Source organism: Limnohabitans sp. Hippo3, assembly GCF_003063665.1.
Taxonomy (GTDB): domain Bacteria; phylum Pseudomonadota; class Gammaproteobacteria; order Burkholderiales; family Burkholderiaceae_C; genus Limnohabitans_A.
Genome location: NZ_NESF01000007.1, coordinates 1 through 19669 on the forward strand (window position 1 = coordinate 1; position 19669 = coordinate 19669).

The window sequence follows — 19669 nt, forward strand, 5'->3', positions numbered from 1 at the left end:
TTGAGCGTTATTGGATAAAACTTTATTGCGAACTTTGCCGTCAGGGCGCAGCAAAGCGCAATCGAACTTTGATTTGGCGATGTCGATGCCAAGAAAGTGTGTGTGCATAAAAACTCGAAAGATCAACCTTGTGAATGCGGGCTCACGCCAGGGGCGGGCCAAAGATACTGTCCGATCGTGGAACGAGGGTGAGCGCTTGGTGCAAGGAATCTACGTCACGGGCGGTCAAGCCCAAGGTCGGAGGCGGCATCCAAGCGCTCAGACCGAGGTGCCCCTCGGCCATGTCTTGAATATGTTTCAGAGGAAAACACATCCAAAGGCATTGAGAAAAATCATACAAGGTCGGTGGCTTTAGCCCCGACTTGAATTCGTTTCAACGTTCATGTCGGGGCTAAAGCCGCCGACCTACAGATCAGCGCCGATGTTGCGCAGACTGGCTTCGATCGCCGCCGCCGTGGCCAGGGGTTTTTCCATGGGGAAGAGGTGTGAGCCGTCGAGCATCATGATGCGGCCTTTGACCACCTTGTGCGTCAATTCGGCACCCGCTTGCCGCATTTCGGCCGAGTGTGTGCCGCCGATGAAGGCGGCGGGGCATTTGAGTGGTTTGCGCTTGAGCAGGCTGTCGAGTTTGTGGGGCAGGCTGTTGTAGATGGCGGTTTCGATGTCGCGGTCAAAGCTGAGCACGCGTTGGCCTCCCTCGTCGCGGGTGCCGTAGGCAATGTAATCCTGCAGAACCTGTGGGTCCCAACGCGCAAAGGATTTTTTGTGTTGAAAGCTCTCCAGCGCGGCTTGTGCACTGGGCCAGTGATTCCGGCGCTTTTGGCTGATGCGCCCTGGTGACAGGGAGCCGACCAAAGCCGTGCGTTTGGCCAGGCCCAGGGTGGTGGCCCGCCAGCCGCCCAGCACGGGCGAGTCGATCAGCACCACACCCCGCGCCAGATCGGGGTGACGGGCTGCACACATCAAACTCAGGATGCCGCCCAGCGAGTGGCCAACGAGGAAAGCGGGTTCGCCATCGCCTTGTTTGTCGCGTGCAAAGTCGGCCAGTTGCTCCACCAGATGCGGCCAGTTGTTGGTGACCGGGTATTTCGGATCATGGCCATACATCTCGACCGCATCGACTTGAAAGCCGCGCTGGCGCAGGTTGTCGAGCATGACCCGGTAGGTGCTGGCCGGAAAGCTGTTGCCGTGCGAGAAGATGATGCGTGGGGTCATGCTTTAAAAACAGAGTGAGTAAGAGATGGGAGGCAGGTTGACCCCGCTGCCATGTATTGGATGTGTCGCATCATCGACCAGCGACGACAAGTCCAATTGCGCAGGCATGGGCCTATTGTCAGCTCACTTTTTGTGGTCTTGGCGCAGTCGTGTCGGCATCTTAATACACGTGAAAAAGGTCAAAATCCAGCGACAATGGTCTGATGAACGACACCTCGCTCCAAAAGCTCAGTGCATTTGAAGTCGAAGCCATGAACTGGCTGGCGCTGGAACAAGAGCGTGCGCCTGTCGGGCATTGGGATGAGTTGCGAGGCGAAGTCGCACCCCAAGCCATCGCGCAGATACCTGCCGACTCCAACATGACCACCAGCTCGCTCAGCGAGGCATGGCAAACCTTCATTGACCCTCTCGCGGCAGAAACCACAGGCCGACTGTCAGACTTGAACAGCCGTATGGCCAACCTCCAGCGACAGGTGTGCGACAACGGCGTCACCTACAACGTGTATGCCTCTGCTGACCAGCCGCAAAGACCTTGGTCGCTCGATCTGTTCCCGCTCATGCTGGGACACAAGGATTGGCAGAGAATTGAAGTCGGGGTGATGCAGCGCATGCAACTGCTCGAACGCATCATGGCCGACGCCTATGGTCCGCAGAGTTTGGTGCTCAGCGGCCAGCTGCCTGCCGCTTTGGTGCAGGGCCATCCCGCTTACCTGCCTGCCATGCAGGGTGTGTTGCCTGTGGGTGGGCGCTACCTGTCTTTGGCTGCATTCGACTTGGCGCGCGGGCCTGACGGTGGCTGGTGGCTGTTGTCGCAGCGCACTCAAGCGCCTTCAGGCTTGGGTTATCTGCTCGAAAACCGGCAGATTGTGTCGCGTCTTTTTCCGCAAGCCTTCGAGGCATTTTCTGTGCAGCGGCTGGCCGAAACCTACAGCACGCTGATTGATGGCATCAAGGCTCGCAGTCCCGCCGGAGATCGCGCCCATATCGCCTTGCTGACGCCCGGTCCTTACAACGAAACCTATTTCGAGCATGCCTACTTGGCGCGCTATTTGGGTTTGAGCCTGGTACAAGGCAATGACCTGACCGTCCGTGACCAAAAGCTTTATTTGAAAACCTTGCAAGGCTTGCAACCTGTGCACGGCTTGCTCAAGCGTGTCGATGATGACTGGTTGGACCCCCTGGAAATGCGCGCAGACTCTACGCTGGGCGTACCTGGTTTGTTGCAAGCTGTGCGCAGTGGCCATGTTCTGGTGGCCAACACCCCGGGTTCGGGCTTTCTGGAGTCAAGTGCGCTGCTGGGTTTCATGCCCACATTGGCGCGTGATCTGCTGGGCGAAGAGCTGCAATTGCCCGCTATACCGAGCTGGTGGTGTGGAGAAGCCGCTGCGCTGCAAGACGTGTTGCCCCGCATCTGCAGCTGTGTCATCAAACCCACCTACCCCCACAACACCGACCGCCAAAGCTTTGAGCCCGTTCAGGGTCACACGCTTACCCCGCAGGCACAAGATGAATGGGCGGCTCGCATCTTGCGCGACCCGGATGCTTACACGCTCCAGTCGTGGCTGCCCTTGTCGCACCAACCGACATGGCAGACCGATGCCGATGGTGTGCCTGGCATTCAATCTCGCCCCTTGGTGCTGCGTGTATTTGCCGTGGCAGATGCCCGGGGTGGTTGGCAAGTCTTGCCTGGGGGCTTGGCTCGTCTGGGGACTCGCGAAGGCATTGCCTCGATGCAGCGCGGTGGCAGCAGCGCCGACGTGTGGGTGCAAAGTGTTGGCGCCGAACGCGGCAAGACAGCCTGTGAGCCCGAGCCATCAAAGCCTCAAAGCGCGGTATTGGCTGGTCTGTCGCAACGTCAACGCTTGGTCACCAGTCGCGCCGCTGAGAACCTGTTCTGGATGGGGCGCTACACCGAGCGGACAGAAAATACTTTGGGTCTGGTTCGCCTGAGTCTGGAAATTTTGGGCAGCGAAAACCAGCATCAGCCTGGTCTGCTCGATTTCATAACCCGCCTGGCCAATCGGCACGGTCTGGTGCGAGCAGGGGTGCCGCCAGCATCTCAGGCACACCGGGTGTTTGAGCGCTCGCTTGTTGCAGGCCTGTGGGACTCAAAGCTGGCCACCAGCGTCGGTTTCAATTTGCGCGCTGTGCGACTGGCCGCTGCTTCGGTGCGCGAACGCCTTTCCCCCGAGCATTGGCGTTTGCTCGAACAAGCCGAGTCACGCTTTTTCAATTCGGATGGGTCGAGTGCCACACCCGATACGCTGTCGGTGCAAAGCCTTCTGGCCGAAACCAGTCAAAGGCTGGCCGCTTTGACTGGTGCGCAAACAGACCGCATGAGCCGAGATGACGGTTGGCGTTTGCTCTCTATTGGGCGGCATATCGAGCGCATGCAGTTCTTGTCCAGCGCTCTATCAGAAGCCGTGCAGTTGGGTTTGATCGGTGAGCAAGCCGGCTTTGATGCTGTACTCGAGCTGTTTGACAGCACCATCAGTTTCCATGCGCAGTATCAGCAAAGCCGCACGCCCCAAGCTATGATGGATTTGCTGGTAACCAATTCTGACAATCCACGTTCTTTGGGCTGGGTTGCCCACACCTTGCGCGCGCGCTTGCTGCGCATGGGCCAATTGGCCGATGGCGCCACCTTGTCTTTGGCTGAGCTGGTGCCGCAACTCGTTGAAATGACGCCTGAGTCGCTGTGGCCTTGGGAGAACACTGGGGCTCAACCCGGTAAGACATTGCCTTTGCATGCCGCTCTGGTCCAGTGTCAAACCGCTGCCCGAGATGTTTCTGACCAACTTTGCGGCCTGTTCTTCACCCACAGCGGCGAAGCCCGCTACAGCGTTGGCGCCTGACTGGGCCCTCTAACCTATGCGCTTGGCCATCACCCACGAAACCCGCTACCGCTATAACCCTTCGGTACAAACCGCACAGCACGTGGCGCATCTGCAACCTGCCAATACGCCTTGTCAACAGGTCATCAGCCATGGGATGCACATCGAACCTGAAGCTGCAGTGCACCATAATGTGGATGCTTTTTTCAATCATCGGACGTATTGGGCCTTCACGAACCCACACGGTAGCCTCATGGTTCGGGCGCACAGTGAACTGGACACCATGAGCGTGGAGCCGTGCACATCGGTGCAAAGCTGGGAGTCGGTGCGCGAACGTTTCCGTTACCGGGCAGGGCAAGCTGGCGATGTGCACAGCCAATTTGTATTTGGCTCACACCATGCGCCCGTGCATGAAGCGTTCCGAGCCTACGCGCAAAGCAGTTTCACGCCCGGCCGCCCTCTGATGCAGGCCGCGCAAGAATTGACAACGCGCATGTACCGCGATTTCCGTTACGAAACGGCAAGCACCGACATCAACACCCCTGCTCTGGAAGCTTTGCAAAACAAACGCGGTGTTTGCCAGGATTTTGCACACATCCTGTTGGCTTGCTTGCGTTCATTGGGATTGCCAGCGCGTTATGTGAGTGGTTATCTGTTGACCGAACCGCCTGCGGGTCAGCCAAGGCTGCAGGGGAGTGACGCTTCACATGCCTGGGCTTCGGTTTATTTGCCCGAGCTGGCCGGGCACGTTTGCCAAGGTTGGCTGGATCTGGACCCGACTAATGACCGTACTGGCCTGGCCAGTCCGGGGGAGGACTATGTGCGGTTGGCCGTTGGCCGTGACTTTGCCGATGTTTCGCCACTGCGCGGCGTCTTGCAAGGCGGCGGTTCGCACACCCTCGAAGTGGCGGTGACTGTCGTGCCCCTGGATGCCTAGATGGGTGCTGGCCGAAGGCCTGAAAACCTTGTCCTCAAGAGGATTGAGGCATCAAAAATTCACGGCTGATGCGCCCGCCCAGAACATTCACACGCTCAAGGAACTGGGTCAAGTAAGCGTGCAGGCCCGTTGCCAGGATTTCGTCAATGCGGCCGAAAGCCAGTTCTGAGCGCAGCCGACCAGCATGGCGCAGCGTGTCGCTGTCCACATCATGCGAGACCAGTTTCAAGTTGGAGACCACTTCGTTCAGGCTGGCGTGCAAAGAACGCGGCATGTCGGGCCGCAAGATCAATAATTCGGCCACGCGCTCAGGGCGGATCACATCGCGGTAGACCTTGCGGTACACCTCAAATCCACTGACGCTACGCAAAATGGCGCTCCAATGGTAAAAATCGTATTCCTGAGAACTCTCGGTCTCTGATGTGCCGTATTGGGGCGCACCAAAAAAATCGTTTTGCATGGCGTGGAATTTCACGTCAACCAGCCGCGCTGTGTTGTCGGCGCGTTCCAGAAACGTACCCATCCGCATGAAGTGAAGCGACTCGTCCATCAGCATGGTGCCCACGGTCACGCCGCGTGACAGGTGAGAGCGGAACTTCACCCATTCAAAAAATTGACCTGGATCACCTTCCAGCTCACCGTTTTTGAGCATGCGGTTCACCTCCAGCCAAGTTTGATTTTGGGTTTCCCAAACTTCGGTGGTCAGCGTGCCGCGCACGGCACGCGCGTTTTCACGAGCTGCACGCAGGCAGGAAATGATGGAGGAGGGGTTGTCCACGTCTTTCACCATGAAGGACATGACATCTTTAGGGGTGATGGTTTTGTACAGCGCCAGGTAAGAGGGCAGCAACTCGCTGATGGACAAAATACCTTCCCAGCCCGCCTCGACCGCCGCAGCCGATTGGGGCAACAGCGAAGTCTCGTAGCTCACATTGAGCATACGGGCGGTGTTCTCTGCCCGCTCCATGTAGCGGGACATCCAGAACAGGTGGTCGGCGGTTCTTGAAAGCATGTGTGTTCTCCTCAGTCCTGCAAAATCCAGGTGTCTTTGGTGCCACCGCCTTGGCTGCTGTTGACCACTAATGAGCCTTTTTTGAGCGCTACGCGCGTGAGGCCGCCGGGCACCATCTGCACGGTGCGACCACTCAGCACAAATGGCCGCAGGTCGATGTGGCGTGGCGCGATGCCGCTGTCCACAAAGGTGGGGCAACTGGACAGGCTGAGCGTCGGCTGCGCGATGTAACCCTCGGGGTTGGCCAGCAGTGCACCACGGAAGCGTTCGATCTCTTCTTTGGTGGAGGCCGGACCGACCAGCATGCCGTAGCCGCCTGCGCCGTGAACCTCCTTGACCACCAGATCTTTCAGGTTGGCCAGGGTGTACTGCAGGTCGTCGGGCTTGCGGCACTGAAAAGTGGGCACGTTTTTGAGGATGGGTTCCTCGCCCAGATAGAACTTGATCATGTCGGGCACGTAGGGGTAGATCGACTTGTCGTCCGCCACACCTGTGCCCACCGCGTTGCAAATCGCGACATGCCCCGCCTTATAGGCCTCCATCAGGCCCGCGCAGCCCAGCGTCGAGGTGGGGCGGAACACGTTGGGGTCCAAAAAGTCGTCGTCCACCCGGCGGTAGATCACATCCACCCGCTTGGGGCCTCGCGTGGTGCGCATGTAGACGAACTTGTCTTTGACAAACAGGTCTTGCCCTTCGACCAACTCCACGCCCATTTGCTGCGCCAAAAATGCGTGCTCGAAATAAGCGCTGTTGTACATGCCGGGGGTGAGCACCACCACCGTGGGCTCGGCTGTGGTGGCCGGGCTGCTGGCGCGAAGGGTCTCCAGAAGCAGGTCGGGGTAATGCGCTACCGGGGCCACGCGGTGCTGGCTGAACAACTCGGGGAACAGCCGCATCATCATCTTGCGGTCTTCGAGCATGTAGCTCACGCCGCTGGGCACGCGCAAGTTGTCCTCGAGCACGTAGTACTCACCGTTTCCCGCACTGTCCGGGGCGCGTACGATGTCGATGCCACTGATGTGGGAATAGATGTGGTTGGGCACATCCACGCCCGCCATTTCGGGGCGAAATTGAGCGTTGTTTTCGATCTGCTCGCGGGGGATCACTCCGGCCTTGAGGATGTCTTGGTCGTGGTACACATCGTGGATGAAGCGGTTGAGGGCCGTGACGCGTTGCACCAGACCCGTTTCCATGCTTTTCCATTCTTGGGCGGCGATCACCCGGGGGATCAGATCAAACGGGATGAGGCGCTCGGTGCCTGAGCCATCTTCGTCTTTGTCGCCATAAACCGCAAAAGTGATGCCGACGCGGCGAAAAATCATCTCGGCTTCTTCACGCCTTGCCGTCATGGTCTGAGGGGCCTGTGTGTTCAACCAACGGGCGTAGGCTTCATAGTGTTGGCGGACTTCTCCTGCATGGCCTGGTGTGGGCAGGCGGCTGTACATTTCGTCGAATTGGCGCATGGCTCTTCACTCCTGGATCAGTATTAGCAAGATGTATACCTATGCTGGCTTGCCTGAATCCAGCAGATCTGAACGGGTATGCCGTCCGACTCTCTGCGGTCAGCGGTCATAGCCGTGTCGCACCCAAAATTGGGCTAGATCGTGCACATTGACGGTGCCATGTCGCGATTGGCACCAAAGAAGTGCGGCCTGGCACTCGTCTGGCGCTTTGAGCCTGGCGTCGGTGATTGGCGCGTGTCTTGCTAGTTGCACAGGCCCAAGCTGCATTTGTCATGCATGTAGCCCCTGTTGCGCTGCCAGAGATATGTCCATCCACGTTGCCCTGCACCACGTCACCCACTACACCTACGATCGACCTGTGCAATTGGGCCCGCAGGTGGTCCGCCTGCGCCCGGCCCCACACAGCCGCGGCCGCATCCTGAGCTACAGCCTCAAGGTCGAACCCGAAGAACACTTCATCAACTGGCAGCAGGACGCTTTTGCCAATTACCAGGCACGCTTGGTTTTCCCGAAAAAAACCACCGCCTTCAAGGTCACGGTGGATGTGGTCACCGAGATGGCGGTGTTCAACCCCTTTGATTTTTTTCTGGAACCCTCGGCCGAGGAAGTGCCCTTCAGGTACGCAGACCTGGTGAAAGAGGAATTGCAGTCCTACTTGGTCAAGGACCACAAGACACCCCAATTCAAAAAATACCTGTGCAGCCTGGACCGCAAGCGCCAGCGCACCATCGACTTCCTCGTCCAGATCAACCAGCGCCTGCACCAAGATATCCGCTACACCATTCGGATGGAGCCGGGTGTACAAACGCCTGAACAAACACTGACCCTGAAAAGCGGCTCCTGCCGGGACTCGGCCTGGCTTTTGGTTCAGCTGTTTCGCCACATGAACATCGCGGCCCGCTTCGTCTCGGGTTATCTGATCCAGCTGGCGCCCGATGTGAAATCGCTCGACGGCCCGAGTGGCACCGAGGTCGACTTCACAGACCTGCACGCCTGGTGCGAGGTGTACTTGCCTGGTGCAGGCTGGATCGGGCTGGACCCGACCTCGGGCCTGCTGGCCGGTGAAGGCCACATCCCGCTGGCTTGCACACCGCAACCTTCGGGTGCCGCCCCCATCGAAGGATTGATGGACAAGGCCGAGGTCGAGTTCAGCCACGAGATGAAGGTCACCCGCATCCACGAATCGCCTCGCGTGACCAAACCCTACTCCGATGAACAATGGGCCGATGTTCTGAAATTGGGCGAACAGGTCGATGCCCAGCTGGTCGCCGAAGATGTGCGCTTGACCATGGGCGGCGAGCCCACCTTTGTGTCCACCCAAGACCGCGATGGCGCCGAATGGAACACCGACGCCCTGGGCCCCACCAAACGCGGCCTGGCCACCGAGCTGGTGCACAAGCTGCGCCAGCAATACGGCCAGGGCGGCTTTTTGCATTTTGGCCAGGGCAAGTGGTACCCGGGCGAGCAGCTGCCACGCTGGGCGCTCAGCATCTATTGGCGTGCCGATGGCACGCCCTGCTGGCAAGACCCGGCGGTGTTTGCCGACGAACGCGAACCCAGCCACTACACCAGCGCTGACGCCCAGCGCTTCATGCAAACCCTCACACAGCAGCTGGGTCTGCCCGCAGACACCGTGCTGCCCGGGTTTGAGGACACCTGGTACTACCTTTGGCGCGAACGCCGATTGCCTGTGAACGTGGACCCGTTTGACGCACGGCTGGACGACGAGATGGAGCGCAACCGCCTGCGCCGCGTCTTCAGCCAGGGTCTGGACCAGGCCGTGGGCTATGTGCTGCCACTGCAAGCGATGGAGACGGGGGACCCGGCCCTCTCGGCCTGGCAGACCGGGCGCTGGTTTTTGCGCGACGAACGCATGTACCTGATGCCCGGCGACTCGCCCATGGGCTGGCGTCTGCCGCTGGACTCGCTGCCCTGGGCCGCGCCTACCGACCGCTGGCACCAGATCGAGCAGGACCTCTTCGCCCCTCGCGCCGCCTTGCCCACCTCGCCCAAGCTGCTGCAAACACGCCCACAGGGCATGACAGCCCATGCGGGGGCCAGCGCAGCCCATGGCTCGGTCACCGTGCCCGCTCAGCCCGTGTCGCGCTTCACGTCTGACCCGTCGGTGGTGCGTACCGCCTTGTGCGTGGAAGTGCGCGACCCCAGCCGGGCCAATGGGCCCAAAGCCGAATCCGACGCTGAGAAAAAAGGCGAAAAATCCGGGGTGCTGTATGTCTTCATGCCGCCCCTCGACCGCCTCGAAGACTACCTGGCGCTCGTGAATGCTGTCGAGGCCACCGCGCGCCAGCTGGGCATCAAGATCGTGCTCGAAGGCTACCCACCACCCCGCGACCCGCGTCTCAAACTTTTGCAAGTCACGCCCGACCCGGGTGTGATTGAAGTCAACATCCACCCGGCCCACAACTGGACCGAGCTGGTCGAGCACACCGAGTTTTTGTACCAAGCCGCTTTCGAGACGCGCTTGTCGGCCGAGAAGTTCATGACCGATGGCCGCCACACGGGCACAGGCGGTGGCAACCACATGGTGATGGGCGGGGCCACACCCGCCGACAGCCCGTTCTTGCGCCGCCCCGAGCTGCTGGCCAGCCTGATTCTGTATTGGCACAACCACCCGAGCCTGAGCTATTTGTTCAGCGGCATGTTCATCGGCCCGACCAGCCAGGCCCCGCGTGTGGACGAGGCGCGCAACGACCAGGTTTATGAGCTGGAGATCGCGCTGCGGGAGATCACGCGCAACCGCCAGAAGTACGGCGTCGATATGCCGCCGTGGCTGGTTGACCGCACGCTGCGCAACATCCTGATTGACGTGACGGGCAACACCCACCGCAGCGAGTTTTGTATCGACAAGATGTACTCGCCTGACAGCAGCACCGGGCGTTTGGGTCTGTTGGAGTTACGCGCTTTCGAGATGCCGCCGCATGCCCGCATGAGCATCGTGCAGCAGTTGCTGCTGCGTGCGCTGGTGGCCCGTTTCTGGGACGAACCCTATTCAGCACCCGTGACGCGCTGGGGCACCGAGCTGCACGACCGCTTCATGCTGCCGCACTGGATCCACAAGGACTTTGACGACGTGCTGACCGAACTGGGTGATGCGGGTTTCCACTTTGACCCAAGCTGGTTCGCACCGCATTTCGAATTCCGTTTTCCGCTGGTGGGTCAAGTCCAGGTCGACGGCGTGGTGGTGACCTTGCGCAACGCGCTGGAGCCCTGGCACGTCATGGGTGAAGAAAGCGGCGCAGGTGGTACCGCCCGTTACGTGGACTCGTCATTGGAACGCATCGAGGTGCATGTGACGGGCATGAATTCTTCGCGCCATACCGTGACCGTGAATGGCAAGCCGTTGCCCCTGCAACCTACGGGCGTGGTGGGCGAATACGTGGCCAGCGTGCGCTACAAGGCCTGGAATCCGCCTTCGTCGCTGCACCCGAGCATCGGTGTGCATGCACCGCTCACGCTGGACCTGGTGGACACTTGGATGAAGCGGTCTCTCGGTGGTTGTCAGTACCACGTCGTCCACCCCGGTGGTCGCAGCTACGACAGCTTCCCGGTGAATGCCTATGAGGCCGAAAGCCGTCGTCTGGCTCGTTTCTTCCGTATGGGGCATACCCCAGGTGCGATGCACCATTTGGCGACACTGGGGCCGAACGCTGGCTTGCATGCCAGCCTGGAGTTTCCGCACACCCTGGATTTGAGGCGGGTTTGACGCTTTTGAAACAGCCCGGGGTCTCTTTTGCAGAGCTTGCCCGTGCGGACGAAAGTGGACATGGTTTGACCGCATTCGCCCGCAGTGAACGAGCGTTTCAAATCGTCGTCAACTCAAATCAGCTTCTCGTCGGGTGTGGTGATTTTTTTGAGCAGGGCATTGCGCAGCGCGGGCACCATGAGCGGGATGTCGGTTGCGCCGCCATTCCACATGGGGTCTTCGATGCTGTCGAACATCTGGCGCAGCTTGTCACCCCAGCTGCTGCGCAACATCTGAAAGTACGGGTTGTGCTCGTCGATGCACATGATGCGGTCGGTCTGCAAGCTGCCCGCTTGGTACACCACCATGTCCAGCGGCAGGCCGACCGACAAGTTGGATTTGAGGGTGGAGTCCATCGACACCAGGGCGCATTTGGCGGCTTCGTCCAGCGGAGTGTTGGGGGTGATGACGCGGTCGAGCACGGGCTTGCCGTATTTGGATTCGCCGATCTGGAAGTAGGGTGTTTCGTCGGTTGCTTCGATGAAGTTGCCGGGCGAGTAGACCTGGAACAGGCGCATGCCTTCGTTGCCAATTTGGCCGCCAAAAATCATCGACACGTTGAACTCCACCCCTGAGGCGCGCAGTGCAGCGGCATCGCGCTCGTAGACACGGCGCACGGCTGCGCCCAGCACGCGGCAGGCGTCGAACATGCTCTTGGCGTTCCAGATGGTCAGGGGTTCGTCCTGGCCGGGTTCGACCAGTTTTTCGATCTGCAGCACTTCGCGCACCGATTGCGAAATGCTCAGGTTGCCCGCCGACAGCAGCGTCATGAAGCGGTCGCCCGCTTTTTCATAGACGATCATTTTGCGGAAGGTGCTGATCTGGTCGAGCCCCGCATTGGTGCGTGAATCGGACAGGAACACCAAACCTGCGCGGGTTTTGACGGCAACGCAATAAGTCATGTGGGGGCTCTTTAACTTTTGGGCAGCAGGCGCTGCAAGGCATACAGGGCGTCGAGCGCTTCGCGCGGGCTCAGGGCATCGGGGTTGATTTGGGCCAGCGCCGCTTCCACAGGGGATGGGCCTGTGGCTTCGGCCTCGGGCGGGGCAGCAAACAGGTCGACTTGCTGGCGGCTTTCGCTGGCCCCGGCTTCCAGGGCGCTGAGCGCGTGGCGGGCGTGGTTGAGCACCCCCGCAGGCATGCCTGCCAGGCGCGCCACCTGCACGCCATAGCTTTTGCTGGCGGGGCCAGGCTGCAACTCGTGCAAAAACACGATGGACGCGCCCGATTCGGCCGCGCTCACATGCATGTTCACCGCGGCGGTGTGTGTGGCCGGAAATTCGGTCAGCTCAAAGTAGTGTGTGGCAAACAGCGCAAAGGCTTGCGTTTTGTTGTGCAGGTGTGTGGCGATGCCGCTGGCCAAGGCCAGGCCGTCAAACGTCGAGGTGCCGCGGCCGATCTCGTCCATCAGCACCAGGCTGTGCGGTGTGGCGCTGTGCAGGATTTGCGCGGCTTCGGTCATCTCCAGCATGAAGGTCGATTGGGCGTTGGCCAGATCGTCGGCCGCGCCGATCCGGGTGTGGATGGCGTCGATGGGGCCGAGTCGGCAGCGGCTGGCGGGCACATGGCTGCCGATGCTGGCCAAAAGCACGATCAGTGCCACCTGGCGCATGTAGGTCGATTTGCCGCCCATGTTGGGGCCAGTGATGATCTGCAAGCGCTGGCGCGGGCCGAGTACCGTATCGTTGGCGATGAAGCTGGCACCAGACATTTCAGCCAGCCGCGCCTCGACCACCGGGTGGCGGCCTTGGCGTATTTCGATGCACGGCTCTTTGGTGAACTCGGGCGCGCACCAATTCAGGGTGAGCGAGCGCTCGGTCAGGGCGCACAGCACGTCCAGGCTGGCCATGGCTTGGGCCAGTGCGGTGAGCGCAGGCACAAAAGGCTGCAGCTGGTCGAGCAGGCCTTCATACAGCCACTTTTCGCGGGCCAAGGCGCGTTCTTGCGCCGACAGGGCCTTGTCTTCAAAGGTTTTGAGCTCGGGGGTGATGAAGCGCTCGGCGTTTTTCAGGGTCTGGCGACGGCGGTAGTCGTCGGGCACCTTGTCGAGCTGGCCTTGTGTGACTTCGATGTAAAAGCCGTGCACCTTATTGAACTGCACCCGCAGGTTGGCGATGCCTGTGCGTTCTTTTTCGCGGGTTTCCAGGTCGAGCAAGAAGGCGTCGCAGTTGGTCTGAATGCCGCGCAACTCGTCCAGCTCGGCGTCCAGACCGTCGGCGATCACGCCACCATCGCGCACCAGCGCGGCGGGCTCTTCGAGCAGGGCCATTTGCAGCAGCTCGGCGCAGTTTGTGGGCGGTGTGAGCCAGCGGGTCATGCCGGCCAGCAAGCTGCCGGGCTCGGGGTTCAGGGCTTGCAGTTGCGTGGACAGCGAAGCCGCACGCGCCAGCGCATGGCGCAGGGCCACCAACTCGCGCGGGCGCACCTGGCGCAGCGCAGTGCGGGCGGTGATGCGCTCCACGTCGCTGGCGCCTTTGAGCTGTTCACGCAGGCTGCTCCAAGGGCCTGCGCCGCTGTCGCCGCGCAACACGGATTGGGCGTGCAGGCGGTCGATCGCCGTCTGACGATCTCGCGGCGGGCTGAGCAGCCAGTTGCGCAGCAAGCGGCTGCCCATGCCGGTCATGCAGGTGTCCAGCAGCGAGAACAGCGTGGGCGAATCTTCACCACGCAACGTTTGTGTCAACTCCAGATTGCGGCGGGTGCTGGCGGGCAGGTCAATGAGCGCGTCCGAGCGCTGCACCTGCACGCGTTGCACATGCGGCAGGCTGCGGCCCTGGGTGTGTTCGGCGTACGTCAGCAAGGCGGCAGCGGCGGCGTGCGCGTCGGCCAAGGCGTCCGCGCTCCAGGCGGCGAGCGACGCAGCTTGCAGTTGTTCGAGCAGTTTGCGTTGGCCCAGGCCTGCGTCAAACTGAAAATCAGGCCGCAGGGCCAGGGCCCAGCTGCCGCGACCGGTGGTCTTGAGTGCGCGCAGTTTTTGCTCAAACGTAGGCGTCATGCCCGCGCTGGCCAGCAGTTCGCTGGAGCCGATGCGGTCGATCCAGTCGGCCAGTTCGTCCTGTGCGCATTCGGCCAGGTGCACCACGCCTTGCGTGACGCTCAGCCAGGCCAGACCGCAGCGGTTTTTGGGGGCCTGGTGCACGGCCAACAAAATGGCTTCGCTCTTGTCGGGCAGAAGTTCAGTGTCCGTGAGCGTTCCGGGGGTGACCACGCGCACCACTTTGCGCTCGACCGGGCCTTTGGCTGTGGCCACATCGCCCACCTGCTCGCACAGGGCCACCGATTCGCCCAGCTTGATCAGCCGGGCCAAATACGTTTCGACCGAATGGAAGGGCACGCCCGCCATGACCACGGGTTGGCCAGCGGACTGGCCGCGTCGCGTCAAGGTGATGTCGAGCAGGCCAGCGGCTTTTTCGGCGTCGGCAAAGAACAACTCGTAAAAGTCGCCCATGCGGTAGAACACCAGGGTGTCAGGAAATTCCGCCTTGATGGCCAGGTACTGGGCCATCATGGGGGTGTGGGCACTCAGGTCGAGCGCTGACATGGCTTAAAACGGTGCGTCTTTGGGTTCGGTGCCGTCAGCGGGGTCGGCTGCGACCTCGGCTTCCGGTTCGCCGCTGTCCGAGGCGCGGTCGCGGCTCAGGGTCTCGACCGCGGTGCGCACGGCGGCTTTGTCGCCCGCACTGGCGAATTTGCTGTACTTGCCCAAAATGGTGACCAGCTGGCCGTAAATGCGCGGCGCGCCAGCCAGGCATTCTTTTTGTTCCAGGAAGTCGGACTCACCCGTGAAGTTGCCGATCAGGCCCCCGGCTTCGGTGACCAACAGCGAGCCCGCAGCCACGTCCCAGGGGGACAGACCCGTTTCAAAGAACCCGTCGGTGAAGCCTGCGGCCACATAGGCCAGGTCCAGGGCGGCGGAACCCGGGCGGCGCAAGCCAGCAGTGCGCTGCATCACATCGCCCATCATGCGCAGGTACTGGTTGAAGTTGTCGCCCTTGCGGAAGGGGAAACCGGTGGAGATGATGCATTCCTGCAGGCGGATGCGCTTGCTCACGCGCAGACGGCGGTCGTTCATGAAGGCACCACGGCCTTTGGTGGCGGTGAACAGGTCGTTGCGGGTGGGGTCGTAAATGACGGCTTGCTCGACCTTGCCGCGCACTTGCAGGGCAATGCTCACGCAGTAAACAGGGAAGCCGTGGATGAAGTTGGTCGTGCCGTCCAGGGGGTCGATGATCCAGATGTGGTCAGCGAGCGGGTTGCCATGCGTGCTGCCCGATTCCTCGGCCAGGATGCCGTGGTCGGGGTAGGCGGTCAGCAGGGTGTCGATGATGACTTTTTCGCTGGCGTGGTCGATTTCGGTGACGAAGTCATTGACCTGCTTTTGCGAGATGCGAACCGCTTCAACGTCGAGCGCAGCACGGTTGATGATGGCGCCAGCGGCGCGTGCAGCCTTGATGGCCACGTTGAGCATGGGGTGGAGATTGGACGACATGAATTGTGTGAAGAACTGGACTGGCCCACGCACGATCGCGATGGCGAAGTGGGGATTTTCTCATGAAAAGCAGGGCGGACCGTCATTTTGGCGTCATGCAGCGCAGAGGCGCCTGCGGGCTGACGCTTCGCAGCGTGGACAATCGGGGCATGCAAACGCGATTCATCCTGATAGAAACCAGCCATGCGGGCAACGTGGGCGCAGCCGCCCGGGCCCTCAAAGTCATGGGTTTTGACGACCTGGTCCTGGTCAAGCCGCGCTGGCCCAATGTGCTGCGCAAGGAAGAAACCATCCAGCGCGCCAGTGGTGCCAACGATGTGCTGGCCAAGGCCCGCGTGGTTGAGACGCTCGAAGAAGCTTTGGATGGCGTGACCCATTTGTGCGCCACAGCCATGACGCCGCGCGACTTTGGCCCGCCGACCCGCTCGCCGCGTGAGCACTTTGCCGAGCTGACGCAAGCGGGAGCCCCCGCGCAGAGCGTGGCGTTTTTGTTCGGCTCCGAGCGCTTCGGCATGAAAAACGAGGATGTGTACCGCTGCCATGTGGCGCTGTCGATCCCGACGAATCCGCAGTTCGGCTCGCTCAATCTGGGCTCGGCGATTCAGGTCATCGCCTACGACTGGCGGGTGGCGCTGGGCGGTTTTCCGGTGCAAGACGCCGTGCCGCCTGCAGACAAGGCCGACGCGCAGCAGGTGGCGGGCATGCTCACGCATTGGGAGCAGGCGCTGACCGACATCGGTTTTCTGGACCCGGCCGCGCCCAAAAAGCTCATGCCGCGCCTGAACCAGTTGTTCAACCGGGCCGACTTGAGCCCGGAAGAAATCCACATCTTGCGCGGGGTGGCCAAGGCCATGATCCAAAACGCCAGCGCCAAGCGATAGACTCAAAGCCTATGTTTTCTCGCCTTCGCTCCGACATCCAATGCATCCTTGACCGGGACCCTGCTGCTCGCACCGCCTGGGAGGTGCTGACCTGTTACCCGGGGCTGCATGCCTTGGTGTTGCACCGCCGGGCGCACTGGTGCTGGAACCACGGCTTCAAGTGGCTGGGGCGTTTCATTTCGCATGTGTCGCGCGGTTTGACCGGCATCGAAATCCACCCGGGGGCCAAGATCGGCGAGCGGGTGTTTTTTGACCACGCCATGGGTGTGGTGGTGGGCGAGACCGCCGAGATTGGCGACGGCTGCACGATTTACCAAGGCGTGACGCTCGGCGGGACATCGCTCTACAAAGGCGCCAAGCGCCACCCCACGCTGGGCAAAGACGTGGTGGTGAGCGCCGGGGCCAAGGTGCTCGGCGGCTTCGAGGTGGGCGATGGGGCCAAGATTGGCAGCAATGCGGTGGTCATCAAGCCGGTGCCTGCCGGGGCCACGGCGGTGGGTATTCCGGCGCGCATCATCCCCTCCAAAGCTGGCGAGAGTGCCGATGTGTCGGGCACCGACCGCAAGTTCACGGCTTACGGCATCACCCAAGACGATGACCCGGTCAGCCAGGCACTGCGTGGCCTGATCGACAACGCCGCCGGGCAAGAGCACCAGATCGCCATGATCTGGAAAGCGCTGGCGCAGTTGTGTGCCCAGCAGCAGGTGGCCATGCCCGGCGATGCCGCCACCCGCGAGACCTTCGAGGCGGACAAGTTCAATCAGCTGGTGGGCAAGTGAGCGCTGCCTGACAAAGCCTTGTAGGAAGCTGCCCTTGCGGCCGAATCTTCAAGGCGTGGCTTGCAGTGCAGCCGCTGCCGCCATCAAGGCTTTGCGCCGTTCATGCAGGCTGCGCCAGCGTTGTTGGGCTTCGGGGTCTTGCCCGGTGCTGGCCTGGGTCAGGGCTTCGGTTTCGAGCTGCTTGAGGCGGTCGATCATCAGCATGTTGAGCAGTCGGCGCAGCTCCTGCCGGGCCTCTTGCGGGTCGGGCGGGGTGGTGTCTTCGCTGCCGGCCACGGCACTCAGTTTGTCTTGCGCCATCCAGCGGGTGGCGTCCTCGGCAAAGGGCTGCCCTTGCATGTGCTCGCGCAGGGTGGACCAGCCCAAAGCCCCTTGTTCATGGAACTGCGATTCAAGCCAGGCAAACAGCGGGCCGTGGGGGGCGGGCAGGGCGCACAGCATGGCGTGGTCTTCGCCCGCCAGGGTTTCCCACAGCGCCATATTGCCTAGGAGCAGGCGCGCGGCGTGGTCTGCACGGCTGGCGGGCACGGTGCGCGGGCCGGTGTAGACCGGGGGCTGCTCGCGTTTGTATTTGCCGTTGCCGAACTTGCTGCCCGGCGTCCAGTTGGAATTTTTGCGAGGCCAGTTGCCACCGCCTGAGAAATTCCCACCTGCGTTGCCATACGCGTTGCCGTAAGTATTGGCGTAGCCCGGTGCGCTGCCCGCCTGAGCGGCATCCATGCCCCAAGTGGGCGGTTCGCCGTAGTGCGGCTCGAATGGCTGGAATTCATGACCCCCCGCGCTGGCAGCCTGGCTGGAAGCAGCGTTGGCGGCAGAGGTGGAGGAGGGCGCAGCGCCAGGCCCCCGCGCCGCAGGCGCGAAGCGCTGTTCGCTGGCCGTTTGCTGGCCCCAGAGTTTTTCCAGGCCTGCGGTTTCCAGCTGGATCAGCTGGGCCAACTCCGACAGCAGTTGTTGTTTGAGGGCGCCTTCTGGCAGCAGCTGCCACAGTGGGCGGGCTTGGCTCGACAGGCGGGCGCGGCCCTCGGCGGTTTGCAGGTCGCAGTCGGCGCTGGCCGCTTCGATCAAAAAGCGCGACAGGGGCATGGCTTGTTTGATCTGCTCGGCAAAAGCTTCTTGCCCGAATTCGCGCACATAGCTGTCGGGGTCGTGTTCGGCGGGCAAAAACAGGAATTTGATGCTGCGCACATCGGTGGCGTAGGGCAGGGCACCGTCGAGCGCCTTGCGGGCGGCGCGGCGGCCTGCGCTGTCGCCGTCAAAGCCGAAGACCACCGAGTCGGTGAAGCGGAACAACTTTTGCACATGCTCGGGCGTGCAGGCCGTGCCCAGCGTGGCCACGGCGTTGGCAAAGCCCAGCTGGGCCAACGCCACCACGTCCATGTAGCCTTCGGTCACCAGCACATAGCCCGCGCTGTGCAGGGCTTCGCGCGCTTCGTACAGGCCGTACAGCTCGCGGCCTTTGTGAAAGACAGGGGTTTCGGGCGAGTTCAAATACTTGGGTGTGCCGCTGCCGATCACCCGCCCACCAAAGCCGATGCATTCGCCCTTGATGTTGCGGATCGGGAACATGATGCGGTCCCGAAAGCGGTCGTAGCGTTTGTCGTCCTCTTCGTTGACGATCACCAAGCCCGACTCGGCCAGCAGCGGATCGTCGTATTTGGGGAACACGCTGACCAAACTGCGCCAGCCTTCGGGCGCGTAGCCCAGGCCAAAGCGCTTGGCGATCTGGCCGGACAGGCCCCGCCCTTTGAGGTAGTCGATGGCGCGGGGCGTGATCTTGAGCTGTTCGCGGTAGGCCTCGCCCGCTTTTTCCAGCACATCGCTCAGGCTGTCTTGTTTGGCCTTGGCTGCGGCGGCGCGGGCGCGGTCCTCTGGAGACTGTTGTTCTTCGGGCACCACCATGCCGGTTTGCTGGGCCAGGTCTTTCACCGCTTCGATGAAGGTCATGCCCGCGTGTTCCATGAGGAAACCGATGGCATTGCCGTTTTTACCGCAGCCAAAGCAATGGAAAAATTGCTTGGTGGGGCTGACGCTGAAGCTGGGGGACTTTTCGCCATGGAAGGGGCACAGACCCATGAAGTTGGCGCCGCCTTTCTTGAGTTGCACGTACTTGCCCACCACCTCGACCACGTCGACGCGGGATAGCAACTCCTGGATGAAAGACTGGGGGATGGCCATAAGCGGGCTATTTTCGCCGATAAGGGCGGTTCATCCCGTGCAGGTTTCGGGGCAAACCAGCATGGATTTCAGCCACGGGTCAGGCAAACTGTTCAACATCCAACCGTCAGTCGCAACAGGA

The 19669-nt window shown here is 61.5% G+C and carries 12 protein-coding genes; 5 read left to right on the plus strand and 7 right to left on the minus strand.

The genetic code is table 11. From position 1 onward, the window contains the following. Positions 1-405: 405 nt before the first annotated feature. The gene (locus B9Z34_RS08990) at positions 406-1215 is read right to left on the minus strand and encodes an alpha/beta fold hydrolase (protein WP_108427787.1); all 810 of its coding nucleotides are present in this window, start codon (positions 1213-1215) and stop codon (positions 406-408) included. Between the two features lie 203 nt (positions 1216-1418). Here B9Z34_RS08990 and B9Z34_RS08995 point away from each other — a divergent pair, with 203 nt between their 5' ends. Beyond that, the gene (locus B9Z34_RS08995; RefSeq protein ID WP_108427788.1) at positions 1419-4070 is read left to right on the plus strand and encodes a circularly permuted type 2 ATP-grasp protein; all 2652 of its coding nucleotides are present in this window, start codon (positions 1419-1421) and stop codon (positions 4068-4070) included. A 16-nt stretch (positions 4071-4086) separates the two neighbouring features. After that, on the plus strand, positions 4087-4986 hold the full coding sequence (locus B9Z34_RS09000) for a transglutaminase family protein (RefSeq protein WP_108427789.1): 900 nt from the start codon (positions 4087-4089) through the stop codon (positions 4984-4986). A gap of 34 nt (positions 4987-5020) precedes the next feature. On the opposite strand, the gene B9Z34_RS09005 is transcribed toward B9Z34_RS09000, so the two are convergent. Continuing rightward, complete coding sequence (locus tag B9Z34_RS09005; RefSeq protein ID WP_108427790.1) at positions 5021-5998, minus strand: alpha-E domain-containing protein; 978 nt, start codon at positions 5996-5998, stop codon at positions 5021-5023. A gap of 11 nt (positions 5999-6009) precedes the next feature. After that, complete coding sequence (locus B9Z34_RS09010) at positions 6010-7461, minus strand: circularly permuted type 2 ATP-grasp protein (protein WP_108427791.1); 1452 nt, start codon at positions 7459-7461, stop codon at positions 6010-6012. 304 nt (positions 7462-7765) lie between these two features. On the opposite strand from B9Z34_RS09010, the gene B9Z34_RS09015 reads away from it, so the two are divergent. Further along, a complete protein-coding gene (locus tag B9Z34_RS09015) occupies positions 7766-11185 on the plus strand; it encodes a DUF2126 domain-containing protein (protein ID WP_108427792.1) in 3420 nt (1139 codons plus the stop codon). 113 nt (positions 11186-11298) lie between these two features. Here the strand turns inward: B9Z34_RS09015 and B9Z34_RS09020 are convergent, their stop codons facing one another. From B9Z34_RS09020 to B9Z34_RS09030, 3 genes are read right to left on the minus strand one after another with little or no spacing between them, the layout of a single operon-like run. After that, a complete protein-coding gene (locus tag B9Z34_RS09020) occupies positions 11299-12126 on the minus strand; it encodes a proteasome-type protease (protein ID WP_108427793.1) in 828 nt (275 codons plus the stop codon). 11 nt (positions 12127-12137) lie between these two features. Continuing rightward, positions 12138-14765 (minus strand): DNA mismatch repair protein MutS, encoded by a 2628-nt coding sequence (mutS, locus tag B9Z34_RS09025; RefSeq protein ID WP_108427794.1) that lies wholly within the window; start codon positions 14763-14765, stop codon positions 12138-12140. A 3-nt stretch (positions 14766-14768) separates the two neighbouring features. After that, a complete protein-coding gene (locus tag B9Z34_RS09030; RefSeq protein WP_108427795.1) occupies positions 14769-15713 on the minus strand; it encodes an inositol monophosphatase family protein in 945 nt (314 codons plus the stop codon). Between the two features lie 149 nt (positions 15714-15862). Here B9Z34_RS09030 and B9Z34_RS09035 point away from each other — a divergent pair, with 149 nt between their 5' ends. Next, positions 15863-16594: an RNA methyltransferase gene (locus B9Z34_RS09035; protein WP_108427900.1), complete on the plus strand. Its 732-nt coding sequence runs from the start codon at positions 15863-15865 to the stop codon at positions 16592-16594. 11 nt (positions 16595-16605) lie between these two features. Further along, the gene (gene cysE, locus B9Z34_RS09040; RefSeq protein WP_108427796.1) at positions 16606-17373 is read left to right on the plus strand and encodes a serine O-acetyltransferase; all 768 of its coding nucleotides are present in this window, start codon (positions 16606-16608) and stop codon (positions 17371-17373) included. Positions 17374-17421: 48 nt separating this feature from the next. Here the strand turns inward: cysE and dnaG are convergent, their stop codons facing one another. Continuing rightward, positions 17422-19548, minus strand: a complete 2127-nt coding sequence (gene dnaG, locus B9Z34_RS09045) for a DNA primase (RefSeq protein ID WP_108427797.1) — start codon at positions 19546-19548, stop codon at positions 17422-17424. Between the last annotated feature and the right edge of the window lie 121 nt (positions 19549-19669).